A 22,407-nucleotide genomic window follows, 5' to 3' on the forward strand; every position below is an offset into this window, starting at 1 on the left:
AACCCCGTTCTGGGAGCGCTCCCAAAATCTCTCTCCCCGGAACCCCACGAGTTAGGGAAACGACGTGCGACATCTTCACAAGGGCGTGAGCTTCGCGATCGGCCTGGCTGTGCTCGGCGCGAGCCTGGCCGCCTGTGGTGGCGGCGGCTCGTCCGGAACCTCCGGCGACGGGCGGATCGAGCTGTCCATCGGCACCTTCACCGAGTTCGGGTACGAGGAACTGATCCCCGAGTACGAACGCCTGCACCCCAACATCAAGATCACCCACCACAAGACGGGCGAGGGCGGCCCCTACCACCAGAACCTGATCACCAAGCTGGCCGCGGGCAACGGCCTGGAGGACGTGGTCGCGGTCGAGGAGGGCCACTTCTCCGACATCATCGACAAGTCGTCCAAGTTCAACGACCTCACCGAGATCGGTCCCAAGGACGTGACCGCCGACCGGTGGCTGAACTGGAAGTACGAGGCGGGCAAGGACTCCGACGGCAGGCTGATCGGCTACGGCACCGACATCGGCCCGCTGGCCCTGTGCTACCGCAAGGACCTGCTGCAGGCCGCCGGGCTGCCGTCCGACCCCGAGGGCGTCAAGTCGCTGTTCGCGACCTGGGAGTCCTACTTCGCGGCCGGTGACCAGTACGTGCAGCGCACCGGCGGCAAGGCGTGGTTCGACGCGTCCTCGCAGCTGTACAACTCGATGGTCAACCAGCTCGAGACCGGCTACCTGGACCGCAACGACGACCTCACCATCGAGTCCAACCCGGGCATCAAGGCGGCCTGGGACCGCATCACCGGCGCGATCCAGCGCGGCCAGTCCGCCAGGCTCATCGCGTTCGGCAACGAGTGGAAGACCGGTTTCCAGCAGGGATCCTTCGCCACCACCGTGTGCCCGTCGTGGATGCTCGGCGTGGTCGAGGAGAACGCCGGGCCGGGCAACGCGGGCAAGTGGGCGGTCACCGACGCCTTCCCCAACGGCGGCGGCAACTGGGGCGGTTCCTACCTGACCGTGCCCAAGCAGAGCCAGCACCCGAAGGAGGCCGCGGAGTTCGCGGCGTGGCTGACCGCGCCGGAGCAGCAGCTCAAGGCGTTCCAGGCACGCGGCAACTTCCCCAGCCAGACGCAGGCGCTGTCCTCGCCGCAGCTGCTGCAGCAGACCGAGCCGTACTTCGGCGACACCCTGGTCGGCCGGCTCTACTCCGAGCAGGCCAGGAAGGTGACCCGCGCGCAGTACAAGGGCCCGGGTGACGGCCAGATCCAGGAGAACGTCACCAGCCCGGCGCTGCAGGCGGTCGAGCAGGGGACACCGCCCGACCAGGCCTGGCAGCAGGTGGTCGACGAAGCCAAGAAGATCGTGAAGTGAGCCGAGGGGGAACAGGCCGATGACCACCGTGGCGGAGAAACCGCCGAGGCAGGACGTGCCGCCGGAACCGGCGAGACCGACGCTGCGGCAACGCCTCTCGCGCTGGGACGTCAAGTTCTCGCCGTACCTCTACATCGCGCCGTTCTTCGTGGTGTTCGGCCTGACCGGCCTGTTCCCCCTGCTCTACACGGGCTACGTGTCGCTGTTCGACTGGGAGATCGGCGACGACGACCCGAAGTTCATCGGGCTGCAGAACTTCGTGACGCTGCTCGGTGACCCGCAGTTCTGGAACGCGGTCGTCAACACGATCTCGATCTTCGTGCTGTCCAGCGGGCCGCAGCTGGTGATCGCGGTGCTGCTCGCGGCGCTGCTGTCGCTGCGGCTGCGCTTCCCGGCGAGCTGGCGGGTCGGGATCCTGCTGCCGTACTCGGCCAGCCTGGTCGCGCTCGGCATCATCTTCGCGAACCTGTTCGGCCCGCGCTACGGGCTGGTCAACGCGATGCTGGAGACGTTCGGGCTGGACCGGGTCGAGTGGCAGGCCAACCGGTTCGCCAGCCACCTGGCGATCGCCACGATGGTCAACTGGCGCTGGACCGGCTACAACGCGCTGATCGTGCTGGCGGCGATGCAGGCGCTGCCGCGGGACGTCTACGAGGCGGCGGTGGTCGACGGCGCCGGCGCGGTCCGCCGGTTCTTCTCGATCACGCTGCCGATGCTGCGGCCGACGCTGATCTTCGTGGTGATCACCTCGACGATCGGCGGGCTGCAGATCTTCACCGAGCCCAAGCTGTTCGACGCGATGCCCGGGTCGAACAACGGTGGTTCGCAGCACCAGTTCCAGACGCTGACGCTGTACCTGTACCAGTCCGCGTTCGAGAGCTTCGACCTCGGCTACGCGTCGGCGATCGCGTGGCTGCTGTTCCTGCTGATCGTCCTCATCGCGCTGGTCAACTTCCTGATCACCCGGCGGCTCGCCGCGACGACGGGACTGAAACGATGACCGTACGGATACTTCCCCGGCGGCGGGGCGGGTCGCGCTTCTTCGTCTACGCCACGCTGATCGCGTTCGTCGCCGGTTCGCTGTTCCCGTTCTACTGGTCGTTCCTGGTGGCCAGCCGCGACACCGGCATGCTGTCGGACCACCTGCCGCCGCTGCTGCCGGGCGGCAACTTCTGGGCCAACGCCAGCCGCGTGTTCGACGCGGTGCCGTTCTGGAAGGCGCTGGGCAACAGCCTCATCGTGGCGGGCACGGTGACACTCACGACGGTGCTGTTCTCCGCGCTGGCCGGGTTCGCCTTCGCCAAGATGCGCTTCCGCGGCTCCAACGGCCTGTTCGTGTTCATCGTGGTGACGCTCGCGGTGCCCACGCAGCTGGGCGTGATCCCGCTGTTCATCATGATGTCCGAACTCGGCTGGGCCGGGCACCTGCAGGCGGTGATCGTGCCGAACCTGGTCACCGCGTTCGGGGTGTTCTGGATGCGCCAGTACATCGTGGACGCCGTACCGTACGAGCTGATCGAGGCGGCGCGGGTGGACGGGTGCAGCGTGTTCGGCACGTTCGTGCACGTCTGCCTGCCCGCGATCCGCCCGGCGGCCGCGGTGCTCGCGATGTTCACGTTCATGATGTCGTGGAACGACTTCCTGTGGCCGCTGATCGTGCTCGACGCGGGCAACCCCACCGTGCAGGTCGCGCTGGAGAAGCTGCAGAGCGGTCACTACGTCGACTATTCGCTGGTGCTGGCCGGGACCACGCTGGCGACCATTCCGGTTCTGATCGTCTTCCTGCTGCTCGGGCGCCAGATCGTGTCCGGGATCATGCAGGGCGCGGTGAAAGGGTGAGCATGTCGGTTCTGGGTGAAGAGGTCACCGCCGGGCTGGAGTTCCCGCCCGGGTTCGCGTGGGGGGCCAGCACGGCGGCCTTCCAGATCGAGGGGGCGACCACTGTGGACGGTCGCACCGACTCGATCTGGGACGCGTTCTGCCGCCGTCCGGGCGCGGTCGCGGGCGGTGACACCGGGGAACCGGCGGCCGACCACTACCACCGGTTCCGCGACGACGTCGCGTTGATGGCCGAACTCGGGCTCGGGGTGTACCGGTTCTCGCTGGCCTGGTCGCGGGTGCGGCCCGACGGCGGCGAAGTCAACCCGAAGGGGCTGGACTTCTACGAGCGGCTGGTGGACGCGTTGCTGGACCGGGGCATCACGCCCTGGGCCACGCTGTACCACTTCGACCTGCCGCAGGCGCTGGAGGAGCGTGGCGGCTGGGCCGTCCGCGACACCGCCTACCGCTTCGCCGAGTTCGCGGCGTCGGCGGCGGACCGGCTGGGGGACCGCATTCCCTTCTGGTCCACGTTGAACGAGCCGTGGTGCTCGGCGTTCCTGGGCTACGCCAAGGGGATCCACGCGCCGGGGCGGCAGGAGCCGCGGGCGGCGGTCGCGGCCGCGCACCACCTGCTGCTCGCGCACGGGCTCGGGCTCGCCGAGATCCGGCGCGCGGCGGACGTCCAGGCCGGGATCACGGTGAACCTGTACCCGGTGCGGGCGGCTTCGGATTCGGCGGCGGACGCCGACGCGGCGCGGCGGGTGGACGGGTTGCAGAACCGGCTGTTCCTCGACCCGGTGCTGCGTGGCCGGTACCCGGCGGACCTGCTGGCGGACCTGGAGCCGTTCGGTCTGGGCGAGTGCGTCCGCGACGGGGACCTGGCGCTGATCGTGGCGCCGATCGACCAGATGGGGATCAACTACTACCGCGGCTACGAGGTCACCGGCACGCTGCGGCCGGGCGTCGAGCCGGGCGGGCTGGAGTGGGTGGGCGCGGACGGGATCGGGTTCGTGCCCGACGCCGCGGCCTCGGTGACGCACTCGGGCTGGTCCGTGCAGCCGGAGGGGCTGACCGAAACGCTGGTGCGGGTGCACCGCGAGTACCCGGCGGTGCCGTTGTACGTCACGGAGAACGGCGCGGCCTACGACGACTCGGTGCGGCCGGACGGCTGGATCGACGACGTCGAGCGGGTCGAGTTCCTGGCCGCGCACCTGCGGGCGGCGCACGCGGCGCTCGCGCAGGGGGTCGACCTGCGGGGGTTCTCGTACTGGTCGCTGCTGGACAACTTCGAGTGGGCGGAGGGTTATTCGAAGCGGTTCGGCCTGGTGCACGTCGATTACCGGACGCAGGTCCGCACGATGAAGCGCAGCGCCCACTTCTACGCGCAGGTGATCCGCGCCAACGCCGTGCCGGTCACGTCGTGACGGCGCCTCGTCACTCGTCGTCGGGTTTCGAATCGCCGTCGAGGTCGGCCGCCAGACCCAGGTGTTCGACGAGCCACTTGTCGAACTCCATCGACGCGCGGATCCAGCTGACCGTGCTGTTGACGAAGTGTTCCAGCGCGACACCGGTGCCGATCAGCATCGACTCCTCGCCGATCAGGCGGACCGTCCCGTCGTCGTCGGTGTGGGTGTAGACCTTGGGGAACAGCGTGCGGCGGTTCCAGTCGTCGATCGCCTCCAGCAGCATCGGCTTGTGCTCGATGGCGTGCGGGCGGTCGTAGAAGGCGCGCACGGCGTAGGTCTGGTTCTCCTGCTCGCCCCGGAAGAGGAAGTAGATGCGGTAGTGCTCCCACGCGGCGCCGAGGTCGCCGTCCTCGTCGAGGGCGTGCTTCAGGTCGATCTGGTCCAGGAGCTGTTCGACCAGGCCCTGGTCGGGCACGACGAGGTCCGGCACGGGGGAGGGATCGGTGGTCATCGTGGAGATCCTTCCGCATGCCGCCGGCTCACGCCGGGGTGGCCGTCGGCAGTGGGGTGGTCGTCAGGTCGGGCAGGGCGGGCGCCAGGTCGGCCATCAGGGCGGTCGCGTTGTCCCGGCCGCCCGCGGCCAGTGCGGCGTCCACCAGGGCCTGCGCGCTGTTCGCCGGCACCCGCAGCAGCTCGGCCATCGCGGCACGCGCCAGCGGCTTGTGGACGCCGTCGCTGGTCAGGAGGAGCCCCGCCGGGCCCACCGCCTCCGCGCGGCCGAACTCCTCCGGCCGCGCCGTCCGCACGCTGGTCGTGACCAGGTGCTCCATCCCGGGGGTGGGCACCTGGCCACGATCGCGGAAGTACTGGGCCACCGTGTGGTCCCTGGTCAGCTGCCGCAGCGAGCCGCCGTTCCAGGCGTAGGCCCGCACGTCCCCGACCCACGCCACCCGGTAACCACCGTCGAACGGGGTCGCGACCACCAGCACGCAGTCGCCGGCCGCCTCCGCCCGCACGGCCCGCTGGGCGGCGGCCAGCGCGGCCGCGGGGCCCTGCGACGCGGGCACCTGGACGGCGGTGGACACCGCGACCTGGGCGGCCCGCGCGGCGGACCGCTCGTCCCCGACGCCGTCGGCCAGGGCGAACACGACCTCCCCGGTGCTCGGGTCGGTGTAGGCCGCGGTGGCGTCGGCGTTCACCGAACGCGGGCCGCGGGCGGTCGCGGTGGCCCACACGGGGCTGGAGGTGAGGCGGTACATGGTGACCTCCTTCGTGCTGTTATACCTCCACTTTCCGCGTCGCGCCTGAGGTCAGCCTGTGACCGGCGTGAACCCGGGCTGTGAGTCAGCTCAACTCACCGGCGCCCGCATGCCCTGCCCGTCGGCGGGGTAGTACTTGATCTCGCCGGCCGCGACGGAGGCCTGGAACTGCTCCAGCGTCGGTGAGTCGTCGCCGCCGTCCCAGCCGCCGATGGCGATGACCGCCTTGCCGCCGACTGCGACCCGCCGCCGCCCGCTTGGTCGTGGTCTGGGACAGCGCCGTGGTGAGCTCCGCCGAGGAAAGCTCCCGGCCCAGGCCGCTCATCGTGCTGCTGACCGGGCCGGACGCCGGGGTGGAGCCGGTGTGCGCGACGCTCGCGGTAGTCACCGCATACGCCGCGCCGCCCAGGCCGAAAACCAGCACCGCCGCCGTGACGAGCACGGTCCCGATCCGCTTGAACTGCGTTACGCCGACCAGCAACCCGGTCGACACCAGCAGCCCGAGCGCGACGACCGCGAACTTCAGCCACGGCAGGTAGTCCGGCGTGCGGGCCAGCAGGATCTAGTCCCACACCGCGGCGACCGCGGCCAGCACGGCCAGCACCGCGCGGGCGGAGGAGTTCGCCCGGACCCGCCACAGCGCCCGGCCCGCGATCGCGATCAGCGCGGCGATCGCCGGGGCCAGCGCGACCGAGTAGTACGGGTGGACCGTGCCGCTCATGAAGCTGAACACGCCCGCCGTCACCACGAGCCAGCCGCCCCACCGCAGCAGCGACAGCCGGGTGCGGTCGGTGCGCGCGCCGGGTGAACCACAGCCCGGCGACCAGGCCGAGCACCGCGGCGGGCAGCAGCCAGGAGAACTCGGTGCCGAAGGCGGAGCCGAACATCCGGAAGACGCGGGTGCGGCCGCCGAAGCCGGTGCCGCCGCCGCCCGTGTTGCCGTCACCGCCGAAGATGCGGCCCAGGCCGTTGTAGCCCAGCGCCAGCTCCAGCAGGCTGTTCGTGGTCGAGCCGCCGATGTAGGGCCGGGCCGACGCGGGCCAGAGCTCCACCAGCGCGACGTACCAGCCGGCCGAGACGACCACGGCGACCAGGGCGCCGAGCAGGTGCAGCACCCGGCGGCGCACCGAAGCCGGGGCGGCCACCAGGTACACCAGCGCGAACGCCGGGAGCACCAGGAACGCCTGCATCATCTTGGTCAGGAACGCGAAGCCGATCGCCACACCCGCCAGCGCGAGCCACTTCCCGCTGGCCTTCTCGGTGGCCCGCACGGTGCAGTAGGCGCCCGCGAGGAGCAGCAGCACCAGCAGCGCGTCCGGGTTGTTGAACCGGAACATCAGCACGGCCACCGGTGTCAGCGCGAACGCGGCCCCGGCGAACAACCCTGCCACGGGACCGGACGTGCGCTTCACGGTCGCGTACAGCAACCCGACCGAGGCGACGCCCATCAGCGCCTGCGGCGCCAGCACGGTGAAGCTGGGGTCATGGGGTGAACTCCCGCTCGTTGGTGGACCGGGTCAGCGCTGCCGGCGCGGGTGGAACACCCAGCCGCGCAGCAGGACGAATCGCAGGACGGCGGCGAGGTTCGCCGGCACCAGGACGGTCAGCTCGAGCGCGAGCCCGGGCGCGGTGAGGCCGTGCAGCAGCGCGAGCGATCCGCTGGTGAGGACGAGCCCGAGCCCGAACACGATCAGGCCCTCGAACTGGTGCCGTCCCGCGCCCTTCGCGCCGCGCACGCCGAAGGTGAACCGGCGGTTGGCGGCGTGTTGGCGATCGCGGTGACGCCCAGGGCCAGGAAGTTGGCGAGCTGGGCTCCCGTGCCCAGGCGCAGCACCAGGAACAGCACGAGGTAGGCCAGCGTGCTGCCGACGCCGATCGCGGCGAAGCGGACCAGTTGCGTGGCGAGCCGTGGTGGCACCCCGGGCGCCGAGACACCGATCGGCAGCGTGCCCTTGGGAACGCTGCGCAGCAGGCGGGCCACGCCCTTGAGGTCGGCGGTGGCGGTCGCGACGATGTCCACCGACGAGTCCGGGTCGTCGACCCAGTCCACCGGGACCTCGTGGATGCGCAGGCCGGCGCGCTGCGCGAGGACGAGCAGTTCGGTCTCGAAGAACCAGCCGGTGTCCTCGACCAGCGGCAGCACTCCGCGCACCACACGCGCGCCGCGGGCGAGCCGCGAGCCGATCGCGACGTCCGAGTGCCCGGAGATCAGCGGGGCGACGAGCGGCGCCAGCGCGGCGAGATCGGTCGACAGGTCGACATCCAGGTAGGCCGGCACCTGGGCGTCGGAGGCGGACCAGACGGCGTTGAGCGCGCGCCCGTGGCCCTTGAGGTCCAGGTGGTGCACCTCGACCTCGGCGAACTCGCGCGCGAGCCGTTCGGCCACCAGCAGGGTGGTGTCGGTGCTCGCGTTGTCGGCGATGGTGATGCGGAAGCGGTAGGGCAGGGTGGCGACCAGGTGCGCGTGCAGCCGGCGGACACTCGGTTCGAGGTCGGTTTCCTCGTTGTGGACCGGGATGACGACGTCGAGAACCGGGTTGGCGGTCCGGGTGTCGATGCTGGTGGTGCCGGGGCTGTGCGCTGACTTTGCAGAAGTCTTGTGCTGCCTAGGAAGTCAGGTCGTACACCGTGACACCGTCCACAGTGGTCGCCGTGAACGTGGCCGCCACCCATGCGGCGATCTCCTCCGCCGCGTCGCTGCCGCCGGTGCTGTTGATCTCCGTGGGTTCGCCGATGAAGTAGTGGATCCGCCCGTCGGCGACGTAGGCCTGGAACTGCTCCAGCGTCGGGGACGGGTCGGTGCCGTTGAACCCGCCCAGCGCCATCACCGGGAAGCCGGACGCCAGCTGGTAACTCGCCGCGGGGTTGGAGCCGACCGTGGCCGCCACCCACGTGTAGTTCTCCGCGTCGGCCTGCAGCAGTGCGGTCATCTCCGCGCTCGGTGTCGTCGTGATGAGCAGGCTGCCGACACCGCCGCCGCGAGGACCGCCTCGTCCGCCGAACCCACCGAACCCGCCGCTGTCCCGCCCGGCCGAGGGGATCGCCCCGGAGTGCGGCGTGGCCGCGGTCGCGACGGTGTACGCGCCGGACCCGAGCAGCGAAGCGACCAGCGCCACCACCGCGACCACGCGGGCACCGGCGCGCGGCAGCCGGTCGGACACCAGGATCAGCACCGCGGCGGCCAGCCCGGACAGCAGCACCACGTACTTCAGCCACGGCAGCCACGTGGATTCCCGCGTCAGCAACAAGTACGCGGTCAGCGCGGTGAGCCCGACACCGCTGGACAGCAACCCGGACGCGGTCGGGTGCGCCCGCGCCCGCCACAGCCGCACGGCCCCGGTCCCGGCGAGCGCGGCGACCGCCGGGGCCAGCGCGACCGTGTAGTACGGGTGGATGATCCCGCTCATGAAGCTGAACACGCCACCGGTCACGACCAGCCAGCCGCCCCACAGCACCGCCGCGGCACGCGTGCGGTCGGTGCGCGGCGCGCGCCAGGTCAGCCAGACGAGCGCGCCGAGCGCGATCGCCGCCGCCGGCAGCAGCCAGGCGATCCCGCCGGCCATCTCGCTGCCGAACAGCCGCGCCCAGCTGCCGTCGCTTTGCGCGCCGCCCAGGCTGCCGACCTCGTCGCCGGTGATCCGGCCGACGCCGTTGTAGCCCAGGGTCAGCTCGAGGATGCTGTTGGTCTGCGAACCGCCGATGTAGGGCCGCGCGGACGCCGGCCACAGCTCGGCGACCGCGAGGTACCAGCCGGCCGAGACGACCACCGCGCCCAGCGCACCGAGCAGGTGCAGCAGCCGCTTGCCCAGCGACGTGGGCGCCGCGAGCAGGTAAGCGATCCCGAACGCGGGCAGCACCAGGAACGCCTGCAGCATCTTCGCCAGGAAGCCGAACCCGGCCGCGACCCCGGCCAGCGCCAGCCACTTCGGGCTCGCCTTCTCCAGCGCCCGCACCACGCAGTACGCGCCGAGCACGAGCAGCAGCACCAGCAGCGCGTCCGGGTTGTCGAACCGGAACATCAGCGCGGCCACCGGGGTCAGCGCGAGCACCGCGCCGCCCAGCAGGCCCGCGGCCGGTCCGGACACCCGGCGCACGGCCGCGAACAGCGCCCACACCGAGCCGACGCCCATCAGCGCCTGCGGCACGAGGACGCTCCACGAGCTGAGCCCGAACAGCCGCACCGACAGGCCCATCACCCACAACGCGGCGGGCGTCTTGTCGACGGTGATCGCGTTGGCCGCGTCGCTGGAGCCGAAGAACCACGCCTGCCAGCTCTCGCCACCGGCCTGCGCGGCGGCCGAGTAGAACGCGTTGGCCCAGCCGGACGCGCTCAGTCCCCACAGGTAGAGCACGGTGGTGACCAGCAGCAGCCCGGCCAGCGCCGGGCGCACCCAGACCGGCCGGGGGCGCGGACTGGCGGGTTCGGGGGTCGGGGGTGCGGAGTCACGCTCGGCGAGGGCCGTCATGACGTCACTGTCACCGGCCGAGCTTGGTCGTCGTTGTGGCGTTCCTGTGCGACACCTGTGCGTGGCAGCCGCACCTCGAACTCGGTGCGGCCGGGTCTGCTGTGGACACCGACCGTGCCGTGGTGCGCGTGCACCACCGCGGCGACGATCGCCATGCCGAGACCGGTGCTGCCGGCCGCGCGGGAGCGCGAGGAGTCGCCGCGCGCGAAGCGTTCGAAGACGTGCGGCAGCAGGCCGGGGGCGATCCCGGGGCCGTCGTCGGTGACGGTCAGGACCGCGGTGCCGTCCGCGGACACCGCGAGCCGCGTGGTCACGGTCGTGCCGGGCGGGGTGTGGGTGCGGCCGTTGGTGAGCAGGTTGCCGAGCACCTGGTGCAGGCGCTGGGCGTCGCCGGTCACCACGACCGGGTCCGGCGGCAGTTCGAGCCGCCACCGGTGCTCGGGCCCGGTGATGTGCGCGTCGCCGACCGCGTCGGCGACCAGGCGGGTGAGGTCGACATCCCCGGCGTCGAGCGGGCGGCCCGCGTCCAGGCGGGCGAGCAGCAGCAGGTCGTCGACCAGCGTCGTCATGCGGTCGGCCTCGGACTCGACCCGGCTCATCGCGTGCGCGATCTCCGGCGGCACGCGCCCGCCGCCGCGCCGGGTCAGCTCGGCGTACCCGCGGATCGCGGCGAGCGGGGTGCGCAGCTCGTGGCCGGCGTCCGCGACGAACTGGCGCACCCGCATCTCGCTGTTCGCACGGGCGTCGAGCGCGTTGTCGATGTGCACGAGCATCCGGTTCAGTGCGTGGCCGACCTGCCCGACCTCGGTCGAGGGATCGGTGTCGGTCACCGGGACGCGCACCGACAACGCGACGTCGCGGCGGTCCAGCGGCAGCCCGGCGACCTGCGCCGCGGCCGCGGCCACGCGGTCCAGCGGGCGCAGGGTCCGGCGCACGACGAACGCGCCCACGAACCCCGCGCCCAGCACGGCGATCGCGGCGACCGCGGCCAGGATGATCCCGACGGTGACCAGCGTGTCCTCGGCCTGGTCCAAGGGCAGGCCGAGGATCAGCACGGCGCCGTCGTCGATCGTCGCGATCACCCGGTAGTCGCCGCCGGACAGCGAAATCGTGTGTGCGTGACCGTCGACCGGCACCTCCAGCAGGGCCACGGCGTCGGTGGCGGGCAGCGCTTGGGCCTCGTTCTCCGGCGAACCCGGGATCTGGGCGAGGGTCGCCGCCGCGCGGACCTGGCCGCCGGAGAGCTGCGCGTACAGCGTGCCCTCCGCGGTGCCCGGGATGTGCAGCGGATCGTCGCCGGCCGGCCCGTCGAAGTGCCGGGTCCGCTCGACCGCGTCGCGCACCTGCGCGTCGACCTGCTGGGTGAGGAACCTGCTCAGCGCGAACTCGCTGATCACGCCGACCACCAGGCACACCACGGTGAGCAGCGCGACGAGTGCCGCGATCAGCTTGGTCCGCAGCGGCCGGACGCGCCGCGGTCGCGTCCCGGCCCGCGGGTGCGGGGTCATGCCACGACGATCCGCCCGGATCGTGTGGAGTCCTTGTGGAGTTCCTGTGCGGCGGCTGTGTCCGGCCGGGCACAGAAATCCTTTGGCGCTCCCACAGTCCGCGCACAGCGGAGCCGCTGAAGTGGTCGACGCGCAAGACCGTCGCTGCGATCGCCGTCGCGATCTACGCGGCCGGCGGGTCGGCCGACGCCTCGGCGACGGAACGCGCTGCACGGCGAGTACGTCGTCTCCGACGGCAACGGCGGCTACACCGCCCACACGCTGACCGAGGGCGACCAGGCCGGCACCGGCACCCCCGGCGGCAGCCAGCAGGGCGTCCTCCCACGCCGCGACGACGGCACCGCGGACTCGGGTTCGAGCTGACCTCGGTCCACGGCGCGACGGTGGCCGGTGTGGAGCACGACTTCCGTGGTTGCGCCGCTAGCGGGCCCGCGCGCGGAGGTGGATGCGTTCGCCCTGCCGGCCGAACAGGCTGAGCACCTCGACGCCGCCCCGGCCGGCCGCGCCGAACCAGTGCGGGATCTGGCAGTCGAACTCGGCCGCTTCGCCTGCGGCCATCACGAAGTCGTGGTCGCCCAGCCGGACCCGCAGCCGCCCGCGCAGCACGTAGAGCCATTCGTAGCCGGCGTGGGTGCGCAGGTGCGGTTCCTCGTCGTGCGCGGGGATGATCATCTTGTACGCCCGCGGCTCGCCCTGGTGCCGCGACAACGGGATCAGCACCCGGCCGTCCTTGCGCGTCGGCTCCTGCGGCACGCGTGGATCGACGATCCGGGGCGCGGCGACGATCTCGTCGAGCGGGATGCCCAGCGCCGTGGTGACCGGCAGCAGCAGTTCCAGGCTCGGCTTGCGCTGCCCCGATTCCAGCCGGGACAAGGTGCTCGTCGAGATCCCCGTGGTCCGCGCGAGATCGGTCAGGCTGACGCCCTTCCGTTCCCGGGCGCGCCGCAGCCGGGGTGCGATCTGCTCGATGACGGCGCCGACGGCCGGTTGTGAGTCCACGGCACGCAGTGAACCAAGGCGTCCCGGTTTTGGCAACGTTCGTTGTCGGGACCGGCCGGATCTCCGGATGCTCGTGGCGGAGGTGATCCGACATGGAGAACACACTGTGGGACGCGGTGATCATCGGCGGCGGGGCGGCCGGTCTGTCGGCGGGGGTGGTGCTGGCGCGGGCGCGGTTCGCGACCCTGGTCGTCGACGCCGGCGAGCCGCGGAACGGGCCCGCCGGCCACATGCACGGCTACCTGACCCGGGACGGCATGGCGCCCAAGGAGTTCCTCGCCACCGGGCGCGACGAGTTCACCCGCTACGGCGGCACCGTCGAGCGGGCCGCGGTGGCCGCCGCCCGGCGCGACCCGGACGGCACGTTCGAGATCCGGCTCGGCGACGACCGCGTCCTGCGGGCGCGCTCGGTGCTCGTCGCCACCGGGCTGACCGACGAGCTGCCGGACATCCCGGGGCTGGCCGAGCGGTGGGCGTCCGAGGTGCACCACTGCCCGCACTGCCACGGCTACGAGGTGCGGGGGCGGGCGGTGGTGGTCATCGGCAGCGCCCATCTGGCCGCGCTGATGCGCCGGCACAGCCCCTCGGTCACGTTCTGCCCCCACGGCACCGAAGTCGGCCCCGCCGAGCGGCACCGCCTCACCGCGTACGGCGTGCGCGTGGTCGACGCGCGCGTCACGCGGGTTAGCGACGGGCTCACCCTTGACCTCGACGACGGCGGGACGCTCACCTGCGACGCGATCTTCGTCCAGTCCCGGCCGGTGCCGCACGACGCCGTGCTCAACGCGCTCGGGGCGCGCCGTGACCCCGGGAGCGGGCTCGTCGACGTCGACCGCCAGGGGGCCACGGACGTGCCCGGCCTGTGGGCCGCCGGAAACGTGGTCAACCCGAGGGCGCAGGTCGTCGCGGCCGCGGGGGCGGGTGGCACCGCGGCCATCGCCATGTCCTCCTGGCTGCTGGAGCGGGAGCTCGCCGGGGGCGCGGCCCGATGATCGCCACGCAGACCCGCAACCGGCTGCCCGCCGGGGTCTACCTGCTCGGGTTCAGCCTCTTCGCGATGGGCACCGCGGAGTTCCTGCTGGCCGGGGTGCTGCCCGCGGTGGCCACCGACCTGGACGTCCCGCTGTCGTCCGCCGGGTTCCTGATCACCGCGTTCGCGCTCGGGGTGGTGCTCGGCGGGCCGCCGTTCGCCGTGCTCAGCCTGCGCCGGCCCCGCCGCGCCACGCTGGTCGTGACCCAGGCCGTCTTCGCCGCGAGCGTGGTCGCCGGGCTGCTCGGCGACTACCCCGTGCTGCTGGTCAGCCGGGCGGTCTCCGGCATCGCCTACGCCGGATTCTTCGCGGTGGCGTCGGTGACCGCGATCAGCCTGGTGACACCCGACCGGACCGCCCGCGCCTCCGGGGTCGTGGTGAGCGGGCTCAGCGTGGCGATGGTCGCCGGAGGGCCCGCGGGCACGCTGCTGAGTCACTTCACCGACTGGCGCGGCGGCTTCTGGGCGGTGGCGGCGCTCACGGTCGCCGGGATCGGCGGGTGCCTGCTCGGCATCCCGGCGGCGCCGAACCACGCGGCCCGGCCCAGCGTGGCGCGCGAACTGGCGACCATGCGGAAACCGGCGTTGTGGCGCCTGTTCGCGATCACGATCCTGACCACGGCCGCCTACATGATCACGTTCAACTACCTGGCGGCCATGCTCACCGTGCCCGGGGTGTGGATCCCGGCGATCCTCGCGCTCTTCGGGGCCGGCGCGTTCGCCGGGCTGTCGATCGGCGGCCGCGTGTCCGACCGGCGTCCGCACCTCGCGCTGGTCACGGGTGCCGCCGCGATCGTGGTCCTGTCGGTGGTGATGGCTGTCGCGGTCCGGCACGGATGGGTGGTGGTGCCGGTGGTCTTCCTGCTCGGCGTGGCGGCGTTTGTGCTGAACCCGGCGATCTACGGGCGCGTCTTCACCGTGGCGGCGGACGCGCCGACGCTGGCCGGCGCCACCACCGTGTCGGCGTTCCAGCTGGGCATCAGCATCACCCCGGTCCTGGCGGCCGCCGCGCTGAGCCGGGGCGCGCCGCTCACCTCGGTCTGCCTGATCGGGGCCGCGCTCGCCGCCGCCGCGGTGCCGCTGATCCGGCTCGACCGGCGCTAGGCCTCGTCCGCGATCCGGGCCAGCATCGCGCGGAACGCACGCTGCTCGGCCGCGCTCAGCGCGCCGAGCAGTTCGTCCTCCAGCGCGCGGATGCCGGCCCGGGCCGCGGCGTGGCGGGCTTCGCCGTCCGGGGTCAGCCGCACGATGTGGGAGCGCCGGTCGGCCGGGTCCCGCTCGCGCACGACCAGACCGGCCTCGGCGAGTTCGTCCAGCAGGCCGATCAGGCGGGTCTTGTCGTAACCGATGGCCTTCGCCAGCGCGAGCTGCGACGTCGCCGGGCGCTCGGCGAGGCTCGACAACGCCGCGTACGCCCACATCGAGAGCCCGTGTTCACGCAGCACGGGCTCTTCCGCCTTCATCAACCGCCGCACGATGCGCGCCAGCGAAGCGCCGAGATCCGTCACGCCCCGAATCGTAGAGTGACAAAACGATACGCAAGCGCGTACGACCTGCGCATGCAGACAATCACCGAGTCCATCTCGATCGCCGCCGCGCCCCAGACCGTCTTCGACCTCGTGTCCGACCCCGGGCAGCTGCCCAAGTGGGCTCCCGGCGTGGACGCCACGCGGGTGAACGTCCGCGCCTCCCGCGAGCACGGCACCGTCGACTTCTTCGCCGCCGACAACCCGGACGCCGGCGTCTACACCCGCGTGCTGCCCAACGGCCCGGGCGCGGAGTACCAGTTCACGATGTTCTTCCCGGACGGCACGCCGGAGACCGCGGTCGCGGAGCAGGCGTCGGTCGTGCGGGGCGAACTGGAGACCGTGCGCGCGCTCTGCGAGTGAGCGCTCAGGGCCGGTGGAAGTGCTCCACGTGCACGACGTCGTCCGGCACCCCGTGCTCGGCCAGCGCGGCCCGCACCGGCCCGGCGACCTCGGACGGCGCGCACACCAGCCACTCGTCCACCTTCGCCGGGTGCAGGCGCACCTCCAGCAGCGCCCGGATGCGCCCCGGGTCCAGCCCGCCCGGCACGTACCGCTCGTACGAGATCGCCAGCGCCTGCCCGATGCTGTCGAACGGCCGCGACCCCCGCGAGTAGCGCAGCGACGGGTCGCGCTCGTCGGTCCGGTAGTGGGTCACCCGCAGCCGCCCCTCGAAGCGGCGCGTGTATTCCGACAGCTCGTCGGCGAACAGCGCGTCGTCCCCCGACCGGTTCACGTACAGCAGCGTCACCCGGCTGCGGGGCGAGGTCTCCAGCAGGTGCACCACGACCGGCAGCACCGGGGCGATCCCCGAACCCGCCGCCACGGCCACCACGTGCCGCGGCCGCGAGCGCAGGGTGAACGTCCCGGACGGCGGCCGGGCCAGGACCCGGTCGCCGAGCCGCAACCCCGTCGCGTATTCCGAGAACCGCCCGCCGGGCACCCGCTTGATCGCCACCCGCAGCTCCGGCTCGTCCGGGCACGCGCAGATCGCGTAGCTGCGCTCCACCGGCTCGCCGCCGATCTCGGCCCGCAGCACCAGGTGCTGCCCCGGCGCGAACCGGAACACCTCGCGCAGCCCCTCCGGCACGGCGAGGGTGACCGCGACGGCCTCCCCGGTCAGCCACCGCACGCCGGTGACGGTCAGCGGGTGGAACTCCGCGGGCGGCGCCTCGGCGACCGACGCCGGCGGCTCCGGCGCACGCGGCGCGGGGATCGCGGCGTAGCGGTAGAACGGCTGGCTGGGCCGCTCGGCGTGCATCCGGTGGTAGCCGGTCGGCCGCCGCCGGGGATGCCAGTCGTGGCACCACGACACGAGCGTGAGCGCGAGCCGCTGCGGCAGCAGGTAGACCACCGCCAGCTCCCACCCGTGCCCGGTGCCGACCACGGCGGCCAGCACGCACGGCAGGAACACGAGCATCGCGAGCATCTCGGCGCTCTCCGCGGTCGGCCGCCCGGGTGTGGACAGGTAGCGCCACGCGTACCAGAGGTCGACGGTCGCCCAGCGCGCCGGGAGCGTCCACGCCGGGCCGCGCGTGTTCCACGGCGTGAGGTGCTCCGGCGAGCCGGACCGGTGCTGGGTCAGGTGCACGTACCGGGCCGCGGGGAAGCCGCCGAACGGCGACACGAACGGCACCGTCAGCCGGCCGAGCACCTCGTTCACCCACGTGAGGCTGCCCGCCGCGTGGTGCGCGGCCTCGTGCAGCACGGTGAAGAGGGCGACCACGGCGAGGGTGTGCAGCGGGACGGTCACCCACGCCGGTGAGTGCCAGACGAGCGCGAGCAGCGTCGCCCAGCCCCACAGCGCGAGCCCGGCGACCAGCAGCCCGGCGGTCGGCACGACCACCACCGGCAGGCGCGTCCGGGGTTCCGCCAGAGCCTGCGGAACGCCCTGGACCTGGGCATCGGCTGTCACGAACCGGGCTCCTGGGGACGGCGGGACGGCTGGACCAAGACGGTAGACAAAGCGTGTGGAAATGTAAACGGAGAGTCCGCGCCCGGACCCGGCGGCCGGGGAAGCAGGGTCCGGCCGGTGCTGTCAAGTCGCTGGCCTAGACTCGGCCTTTGGGCACCGCCGTGCCCGCTTGTCGGCTACCACCCGAAAACCAGGTTTTCACGGCTCGAGGAGAACACGTTGAAGAGCACCGTCGAGCAGCTCAGCCCGACGCGAGTCAAGATCAATGTCGAGGTGCCGTTCGACGAACTCAAACCGAACTTCGACCGCGCCTACTCGAAGATCGCCTCGCAGGTCCGCATCCCGGGCTTCCGGCCCGGCAAGGTGCCCGCCCGCGTCCTGGAGAGCCGGATCGGCCGCGCGCCGGTGCTCGATGAGGTCGTCAACGAGGCCATCCCGGCGAAGTACCTGGAGGCGGTCCGGGCCGGCGAGGTGCGCACCCTCGGCCAGCCCGACTTCGAGGTGACCAAGCTCGAGGACCGTGAGGTGCTGGAGTTCACCGCCGAGGTGGACATCCGCCCGGAGATCACCCTCCCCGACTTCAGCGGCCTGTCGGTCAGCGTCGACGACGTCGAGGTGACCGACGAGGAGGTCGAGGCCGAGCTGGACAACCTCCGGGCCCGCTTCGGCACCCTCAAGGGCGCCGAGCGCCCCGCCCAGGACGGCGACTTCGTGTCGATCGACCTGTCGGCCACCGTCGACGGCCAGGAGGTCGAGGAGGCCGCCACCACCGGCCTGTCCTACGAGATCGGTTCGGGCCAGCTGGTCGAGGGCATCGACGAGGCCATCATCGGCGCGAACGAGGGCGAGACCAAGACCTTCACCACCAAGCTGGTGGCGGGTGAGTACGCCGGCCGCGACGCCGAGGTGTCGGTGACCGTGCAGAGCGTCAAGGAGCGCGAGCTCCCCGAGGCCGACGACGAGTTCGCCCAGCTGGCGAGCGAGTTCGACACCATCGACGAGCTCAAGTCCGACCTGCGCGAGCGCCTCGGCAAGATGAAGAAGGTCCAGCAGGGCGTGCAGGCCCGCGACAAGATCCTGGACGAGCTGCTGGAGACCGTCGACGTCCCGCTGCCGGAGAAGGTCGTCGAGGCCGAGGTCGAGAACCGCAAGCACGACGCGATCCACGACCTGGACCACAGCGAGGAGAACCTCGCCAAGGTGCTGGAGACCCAGGGCAAGACCCTCGAGGAGTTCCACGCCGAGCTGCAGACCGAGGCGGAGAAGGCGGTGCGCACCCAGCTGCTGCTGGACACCGTCGCCGACGCCGAGCAGGTCCAGGTGGGCGACGCCGAGCTGACCGAGCGGATCATCTACCAGGCCCAGCGCTTCGGCATCAGCCCGGACGAGTACGTGCAGCGGGCCCAGCAGTCCGGCCAGCTGTCCGCGATCTTCGCCGACGTGCGCCGCGGCAAGGCGCTGGCCTCGATCGTGCGCAAGGCGACGGTCACCGACGCCTCCGGCGCCGAGATCGACCTGAGCGACCTCTTCGGGGACGAGGAGGAGGCCCCCGCGGCCACCACTGAGACCGAGGTCACCGAGGAACCCGCGGCTGCTTCCGAGAAATAAAGCTGTCAGCGAACTTGGGCGGTACCGGGCATGCCGGGCCGCCCGAGTTCGTTAGGGTCGGTTACAAGATCTCAGCATCTTCGACAGTGCACAGTGGATCTCCCTCCCCGGGAGAGCCACAGCGGTGAAAAGGCAGGCAGACGTGACGCAGCACAAGGCAGAGGCACGCAGCTCGACCGCGGGCCTCAATCTGACCGACTCGGTGTACGAGCGGCTGCTCCAGGAGCGCATCGTCGTCCTCGGCTCCGAGGTCAACGACGAGGTGGCGAACCGGATCACCGCGCAGCTCCTGCTGCTGTCCGCGGAGGACTCCGAGTCGGACATCCGCTTCTACATCAACTCGCCGGGCGGCTCGGTGACCGCCGGGTTCGCCATCTACGACACGATGCAGCTCATCGAGCCGGACGTGGCGACCTACGCGATGGGCCTGGCCGCCTCGATGGGGCAGTTCCTGCTGTCCTCGGGCGCCCCCGGGAAGCGCTACTCGCTCCCGCACGCGCGCATCCTGATGCACCAGCCGTCGGCCGGTGTCGGCGGCACCGCATCCGACATCGCGATCCAGGCCGAGGTCTTCGGCAAGTGGAAGCAGGAGCTGGCCCGGATCACCGCCGATCAGACCGGTCAGACGGTCGAGCAGATCATCGCCGACGGCGACCGGGACCGCTGGTTCACCGCCGAGGAGGCGCGGGAGTACGGCTTCGTCGACCACGTCCTCACCCGGGAGAACCAGCTCCCGTCCAGCAACGGCAGCCGCTGACCGGGCCTGACGAGGAGAAAGCTCTCATGAACAACTTCCAGCTTCCGCAGTCCCGGTACATCCTGCCGTCGTACGTGGAGCGCACCAGCTACGGCGTCAAGGAATCGAACCCGTACAACAAGCTGTACGAGGAGCGGGTCATCTTCCTCGGTGTGCAGGTGGACGACGCGTCGGCCAACGACGTGATGGCCCAGCTGCTGCACCTCGAGCACGAGGACCCGGACCGCGACATCACGATCTACATCAACTCGCCGGGTGGCTCGTTCACCTCGCTGATGGCGATCTACGACACCATGCAGTTCGTGCGCCCGGACATCCAGACCGTCGCGCTGGGCCAGGCCGCCTCCGCGGCCGCGGTCCTGCTGGCGGCCGGTACCAAGGGCAAGCGGCTCGCGCTGCCCAACGCCCGCGTGCTGATCCACCAGCCGGCCACCGAGGGCACCTACGGGCAGGTCTCGGACCTGGAGATCCAGGCCAACGAGATCCAGCGGGTGCGCCGCCTGATGGAGACCACGCTGTCCAAGCACACGAACAAGACCGCCGACGAGGTCCGCGCGGACATCGAGCGGGACAAGATCCTGACGGCCGAGCAGGCCAAGGAGTACGGCATTATCGACGAGGTGCTGCCGTACCGCAAGGCGTCGCAGATCGGCTGAGTCCTGGCCCCGGGACTCTGGCCCGGGCCGGTGCGTGTCCTACCCGGCACGCCCCGTCCCCCGGTTTAGGGTCTCGGGGCGCCCGGCGCCCGCTGGTCCTCCCGCGCGGCGCTCCGGGCGGGTACCGTCTAGGGGCAGCGGCCATTTTTCCCGCTGGCTCGGCGGTGAGGGCAGGAACACGATCAGGTGTGCCGGCAGGTGCACCGGAGGGGAACAGGTCTACGGTCATGGCACGGATCGGCGACGGCGGGGACCTGCTGAAGTGTTCTTTCTGCGGGAAGAGCCAGAAACAGGTGAAGAAGCTCATCGCCGGACCTGGCGTCTACATCTGCGATGAGTGCATCGACCTGTGCAACGAGATCATCGAGGAGGAGCTGGCCGAGGCCGGCGAGGTGAAGCTCGACGAGCTGCCCAAGCCGCTCGACATCCACGAGTTCCTCGACCAGTACATCATCGGCCAGAGCGACGCCAAGCGGACGCTCGCCGTGGCGGTGTACAACCACTACAAGCGCATCCAGTCCGAGGACAAGACCGGTCCGAAGGACGCCAAGGACGAGCCGGTCGAGCTGGCGAAGTCGAACATCCTGCTGCTCGGGCCCACCGGCTGCGGCAAGACCTACCTCGCGCAGACCCTGGCCAAGATGCTGAACGTGCCGTTCGCCATCGCGGACGCCACGGCGCTGACCGAGGCCGGGTACGTCGGCGAGGACGTCGAGAACATCCTGCTGAAGCTGATCCAGGCGGCGGATTACGACGTCAAGCGCGCCGAGACGGGCATCATCTACATCGACGAGGTCGACAAGATCGCCCGCAAGTCGGAGAACCCGTCGATCACCCGGGACGTGTCGGGTGAGGGTGTGCAGCAGGCGCTGCTGAAGATCCTGGAGGGCACGACGGCGTCGGTGCCGCCGCAGGGCGGGCGCAAGCACCCGCACCAGGAGTTCATCCAGATCGACACCACGAACGTGTTGTTCATCGTGGCGGGTGCGTTCGCGGGCCTGGAGAAGATCATCAACGAGCGGGTCGGCAAGCGCGGCCTGGGCTTCGGTGCCGAGATCCGCACGAAGGCCGAGATCGACGAGAGCGACGTCTTCTCCGACACGATGCCCGAGGATCTGATCAAGTTCGGGCTGATCCCGGAGTTCATCGGCCGTCTCCCGGTCGTGGCGAACGTGACGCACCTGGACAAGCACTCGCTGGTCCGGATCCTCACCGAGCCGCGCAACGCCCTGGTGAAGCAGTACAAGAAGTTGTTCGAGATGGACAACGTCGAGCTGGAGTTCACCAAGACGGCGCTGGAGGCCATCGCCGACCAGGCAGTGCTGCGTGGCACGGGCGCCCGCGGCCTGCGCGCGATCATGGAGGAGGTGCTGCAGCCGGTGATGTACGACATCCCGAGCCGCACCGACGTCGCCAAGGTCGTCATCACCGAGCAGACGGTCCGCGAGAACGTCAATCCCACGATCGTGTCGCGCCAGCCCTCGCGGCGCCGCAGCAGCGAACGTGGCGAGAAAACGGCCTGATCTGCGTGAAGGCGGTTCCGCCGCGCTCGCTAAGCTAGTCCGATGAGCGTGGAGGGGGCTGGTCCCCGTTCGGGTGCCGGCGAGGGCACCGCTCCGGCCGAGGCCGGGGACACCGTCGTTCCGGAGGGGCGGGACGACGTGCGCGGCATCAGCGATCTGACGTTCCGGATCGTCGCGCCGTACCTGAGCAGCGCGGCGCTGTACAAGGTCACGCTGGTGCTGTTGGGGCTGATGACGGCGGCCTGCGTGATCGCCGCCCCCGTGCGGCTCTCGGCGCTGCCCCTGATCCCGCTCCCCGTGCTCGGCCTGGGCTTCTACGCGCTCCGCCGGGTACGCGCAGCAGGCACCGAGTACCGCCCCTTGCTGCGCTGGTCATGCGTACTCTTCGCGGCGACGCTGTTCGGGTTGTGGCTGCTGTCGGTGGTGGGCCGCTGGGTCAGCTGACCTGGCACTGCCGGCGGCCGGCAATGCAAGGGAACCGGCACTCGGCTGTCCGCGCGGCAGCCCAACAAACCGCCGGCCGGCAACGCGAGCGGACCGAACACGCCCCACACCCCCACCTGTCTCTTATCAACA

Annotated in this window: 19 protein-coding genes and 2 pseudogenes; 12 read left to right on the forward strand and 9 right to left on the reverse strand. The window is 71.4% G+C overall.

Annotated elements, in window-relative coordinates:
• Positions 1-64: 64 nt before the first annotated feature.
• From D0D15_RS21465 to D0D15_RS21480, 4 genes are read left to right on the forward strand one after another with little or no spacing between them, the layout of a single operon-like run.
• Positions 65-1,357, forward strand: coding sequence for an ABC transporter substrate-binding protein (locus D0D15_RS21465; RefSeq protein ID WP_162830628.1), 1,293 nt, complete (start codon positions 65-67; stop codon positions 1,355-1,357).
• Between the two features lie 19 nt (positions 1,358-1,376).
• Entirely contained in the window at positions 1,377-2,357 is a 981-nt protein-coding gene (locus tag D0D15_RS21470) for a carbohydrate ABC transporter permease (protein ID WP_094007781.1), read from the forward strand.
• Positions 2,354-3,196 carry a carbohydrate ABC transporter permease gene (locus D0D15_RS21475; protein WP_094007780.1) on the forward strand — a complete coding sequence of 281 codons (843 nt, stop codon included), beginning with the start codon at positions 2,354-2,356 and terminating at the stop codon, positions 3,194-3,196. The genes D0D15_RS21470 and D0D15_RS21475 overlap by 4 nt, the downstream gene beginning before the upstream one ends.
• On the forward strand, positions 3,193-4,602 hold the full coding sequence (locus tag D0D15_RS21480) for a GH1 family beta-glucosidase (protein ID WP_369806815.1): 1,410 nt from the start codon (positions 3,193-3,195) through the stop codon (positions 4,600-4,602). Before D0D15_RS21475 ends, D0D15_RS21480 begins: the two co-directional genes overlap by 4 nt.
• Before the next feature lie 10 nt (positions 4,603-4,612).
• Here D0D15_RS21480 and D0D15_RS21485 read toward each other — a convergent pair whose 3' ends face one another.
• The 7 genes and pseudogenes from D0D15_RS21485 to D0D15_RS21520 form a co-directional block, all read right to left on the reverse strand.
• On the reverse strand, positions 4,613-5,095 hold the full coding sequence (locus D0D15_RS21485; RefSeq protein WP_094007778.1) for a YbjN domain-containing protein: 483 nt from the start codon (positions 5,093-5,095) through the stop codon (positions 4,613-4,615).
• A gap of 28 nt (positions 5,096-5,123) precedes the next feature.
• Positions 5,124-5,843 (reverse strand): PP2C family protein-serine/threonine phosphatase, encoded by a 720-nt coding sequence (locus D0D15_RS21490; RefSeq protein ID WP_094007777.1) that lies wholly within the window; start codon positions 5,841-5,843, stop codon positions 5,124-5,126.
• A 111-nt stretch (positions 5,844-5,954) separates the two neighbouring features.
• Positions 5,955-7,321: pseudogene (locus D0D15_RS21495) on the reverse strand (glycosyltransferase family 39 protein); the annotation flags it as partial.
• A gap of 39 nt (positions 7,322-7,360) precedes the next feature.
• Positions 7,361-8,400, reverse strand: a pseudogene (locus tag D0D15_RS21500) (glycosyltransferase).
• 49 nt (positions 8,401-8,449) lie between these two features.
• Positions 8,450-10,309 carry an ArnT family glycosyltransferase gene (locus D0D15_RS21505; protein ID WP_094007776.1) on the reverse strand — a complete coding sequence of 620 codons (1,860 nt, stop codon included), beginning with the start codon at positions 10,307-10,309 and terminating at the stop codon, positions 8,450-8,452.
• Positions 10,306-11,817, reverse strand: coding sequence for a sensor histidine kinase (locus D0D15_RS21510; RefSeq protein ID WP_115944688.1), 1,512 nt, complete (start codon positions 11,815-11,817; stop codon positions 10,306-10,308). The genes D0D15_RS21505 and D0D15_RS21510 overlap by 4 nt, the downstream gene beginning before the upstream one ends.
• Before the next feature lie 420 nt (positions 11,818-12,237).
• Entirely contained in the window at positions 12,238-12,816 is a 579-nt protein-coding gene (locus D0D15_RS21520; RefSeq protein WP_094007774.1) for a helix-turn-helix domain-containing protein, read from the reverse strand.
• A 92-nt stretch (positions 12,817-12,908) separates the two neighbouring features.
• On the opposite strand from D0D15_RS21520, the gene D0D15_RS21525 reads away from it, so the two are divergent.
• The gene (locus D0D15_RS21525; RefSeq protein ID WP_094007773.1) at positions 12,909-13,808 is read left to right on the forward strand and encodes an NAD(P)/FAD-dependent oxidoreductase; all 900 of its coding nucleotides are present in this window, start codon (positions 12,909-12,911) and stop codon (positions 13,806-13,808) included.
• The gene (locus D0D15_RS21530) at positions 13,805-14,950 is read left to right on the forward strand and encodes an MFS transporter (RefSeq protein WP_094007772.1); all 1,146 of its coding nucleotides are present in this window, start codon (positions 13,805-13,807) and stop codon (positions 14,948-14,950) included. Before D0D15_RS21525 ends, D0D15_RS21530 begins: the two co-directional genes overlap by 4 nt.
• Here D0D15_RS21530 and D0D15_RS21535 read toward each other — a convergent pair.
• Positions 14,947-15,354: a MarR family winged helix-turn-helix transcriptional regulator gene (locus D0D15_RS21535; RefSeq protein ID WP_094007771.1), complete on the reverse strand. Its 408-nt coding sequence runs from the start codon at positions 15,352-15,354 to the stop codon at positions 14,947-14,949. The genes D0D15_RS21530 and D0D15_RS21535 overlap by 4 nt on opposite strands.
• Positions 15,355-15,405: 51 nt before the next feature.
• On the opposite strand from D0D15_RS21535, the gene D0D15_RS21540 reads away from it, so the two are divergent.
• Positions 15,406-15,735, forward strand: a complete 330-nt coding sequence (locus D0D15_RS21540; protein WP_094007770.1) for an SRPBCC family protein — start codon at positions 15,406-15,408, stop codon at positions 15,733-15,735.
• Between the two features lie 4 nt (positions 15,736-15,739).
• Here the strand turns inward: D0D15_RS21540 and D0D15_RS21545 are convergent, their stop codons facing one another.
• A complete protein-coding gene (locus D0D15_RS21545; RefSeq protein ID WP_094007769.1) occupies positions 15,740-17,287 on the reverse strand; it encodes an FAD-binding oxidoreductase in 1,548 nt (515 codons plus the stop codon).
• A 219-nt stretch (positions 17,288-17,506) separates the two neighbouring features.
• On the opposite strand from D0D15_RS21545, the gene tig reads away from it, so the two are divergent.
• The 5 genes from tig (at position 17,507) to D0D15_RS21570 (ending at position 22,275) form a co-directional block, all read left to right on the forward strand.
• The gene (gene tig, locus D0D15_RS21550; protein WP_094007768.1) at positions 17,507-18,895 is read left to right on the forward strand and encodes a trigger factor; all 1,389 of its coding nucleotides are present in this window, start codon (positions 17,507-17,509) and stop codon (positions 18,893-18,895) included.
• Positions 18,896-19,037: 142 nt separating this feature from the next.
• The gene (locus D0D15_RS21555) at positions 19,038-19,652 is read left to right on the forward strand and encodes an ATP-dependent Clp protease proteolytic subunit (RefSeq protein ID WP_094007767.1); all 615 of its coding nucleotides are present in this window, start codon (positions 19,038-19,040) and stop codon (positions 19,650-19,652) included.
• Between the two features lie 26 nt (positions 19,653-19,678).
• Positions 19,679-20,308 (forward strand): ATP-dependent Clp protease proteolytic subunit, encoded by a 630-nt coding sequence (locus tag D0D15_RS21560; protein ID WP_094007766.1) that lies wholly within the window; start codon positions 19,679-19,681, stop codon positions 20,306-20,308.
• A gap of 227 nt (positions 20,309-20,535) precedes the next feature.
• Positions 20,536-21,831 (forward strand): ATP-dependent Clp protease ATP-binding subunit ClpX, encoded by a 1,296-nt coding sequence (clpX, locus tag D0D15_RS21565; protein ID WP_094007765.1) that lies wholly within the window; start codon positions 20,536-20,538, stop codon positions 21,829-21,831.
• 42 nt (positions 21,832-21,873) lie between these two features.
• On the forward strand, positions 21,874-22,275 hold the full coding sequence (locus D0D15_RS21570) for a hypothetical protein (RefSeq protein WP_094007764.1): 402 nt from the start codon (positions 21,874-21,876) through the stop codon (positions 22,273-22,275).
• The last annotated feature ends 132 nt before the right edge of the window (positions 22,276-22,407 follow it).

It is taken from the genome of Amycolatopsis thermalba (assembly GCF_003385215.1).
Lineage (GTDB): Bacteria > Actinomycetota > Actinomycetes > Mycobacteriales > Pseudonocardiaceae > Amycolatopsis_E > Amycolatopsis_E thermalba.

Coding starts and splice junctions, on each gene's coding strand:
- D0D15_RS21470 (WP_094007781.1), top strand. CDS start 1,377: ATGACCACCGTGGCGGAGAAACCGCCGAGGCAGGACGTGCCGCCGGAA.
- D0D15_RS21475 (WP_094007780.1), top strand. CDS start 2,354: ATGACCGTACGGATACTTCCCCGGCGGCGGGGCGGGTCGCGCTTCTTC.
- D0D15_RS21485 (WP_094007778.1), bottom strand. CDS start 5,095: ATGACCACCGATCCCTCCCCCGTGCCGGACCTCGTCGTGCCCGACCAG.
- D0D15_RS21490 (WP_094007777.1), bottom strand. CDS start 5,843: ATGTACCGCCTCACCTCCAGCCCCGTGTGGGCCACCGCGACCGCCCGC.
- D0D15_RS21505 (WP_094007776.1), bottom strand. CDS start 10,309: ATGACGGCCCTCGCCGAGCGTGACTCCGCACCCCCGACCCCCGAACCC.
- D0D15_RS21510 (WP_115944688.1), bottom strand. CDS start 11,817: ATGACCCCGCACCCGCGGGCCGGGACGCGACCGCGGCGCGTCCGGCCG.
- D0D15_RS21525 (WP_094007773.1), top strand. CDS start 12,909: ATGGAGAACACACTGTGGGACGCGGTGATCATCGGCGGCGGGGCGGCC.
- D0D15_RS21530 (WP_094007772.1), top strand. CDS start 13,805: ATGATCGCCACGCAGACCCGCAACCGGCTGCCCGCCGGGGTCTACCTG.
- D0D15_RS21540 (WP_094007770.1), top strand. CDS start 15,406: ATGCAGACAATCACCGAGTCCATCTCGATCGCCGCCGCGCCCCAGACC.
- D0D15_RS21560 (WP_094007766.1), top strand. CDS start 19,679: ATGAACAACTTCCAGCTTCCGCAGTCCCGGTACATCCTGCCGTCGTAC.
- clpX (WP_094007765.1), top strand. CDS start 20,536: ATGGCACGGATCGGCGACGGCGGGGACCTGCTGAAGTGTTCTTTCTGC.
- D0D15_RS21570 (WP_094007764.1), top strand. CDS start 21,874: ATGAGCGTGGAGGGGGCTGGTCCCCGTTCGGGTGCCGGCGAGGGCACC.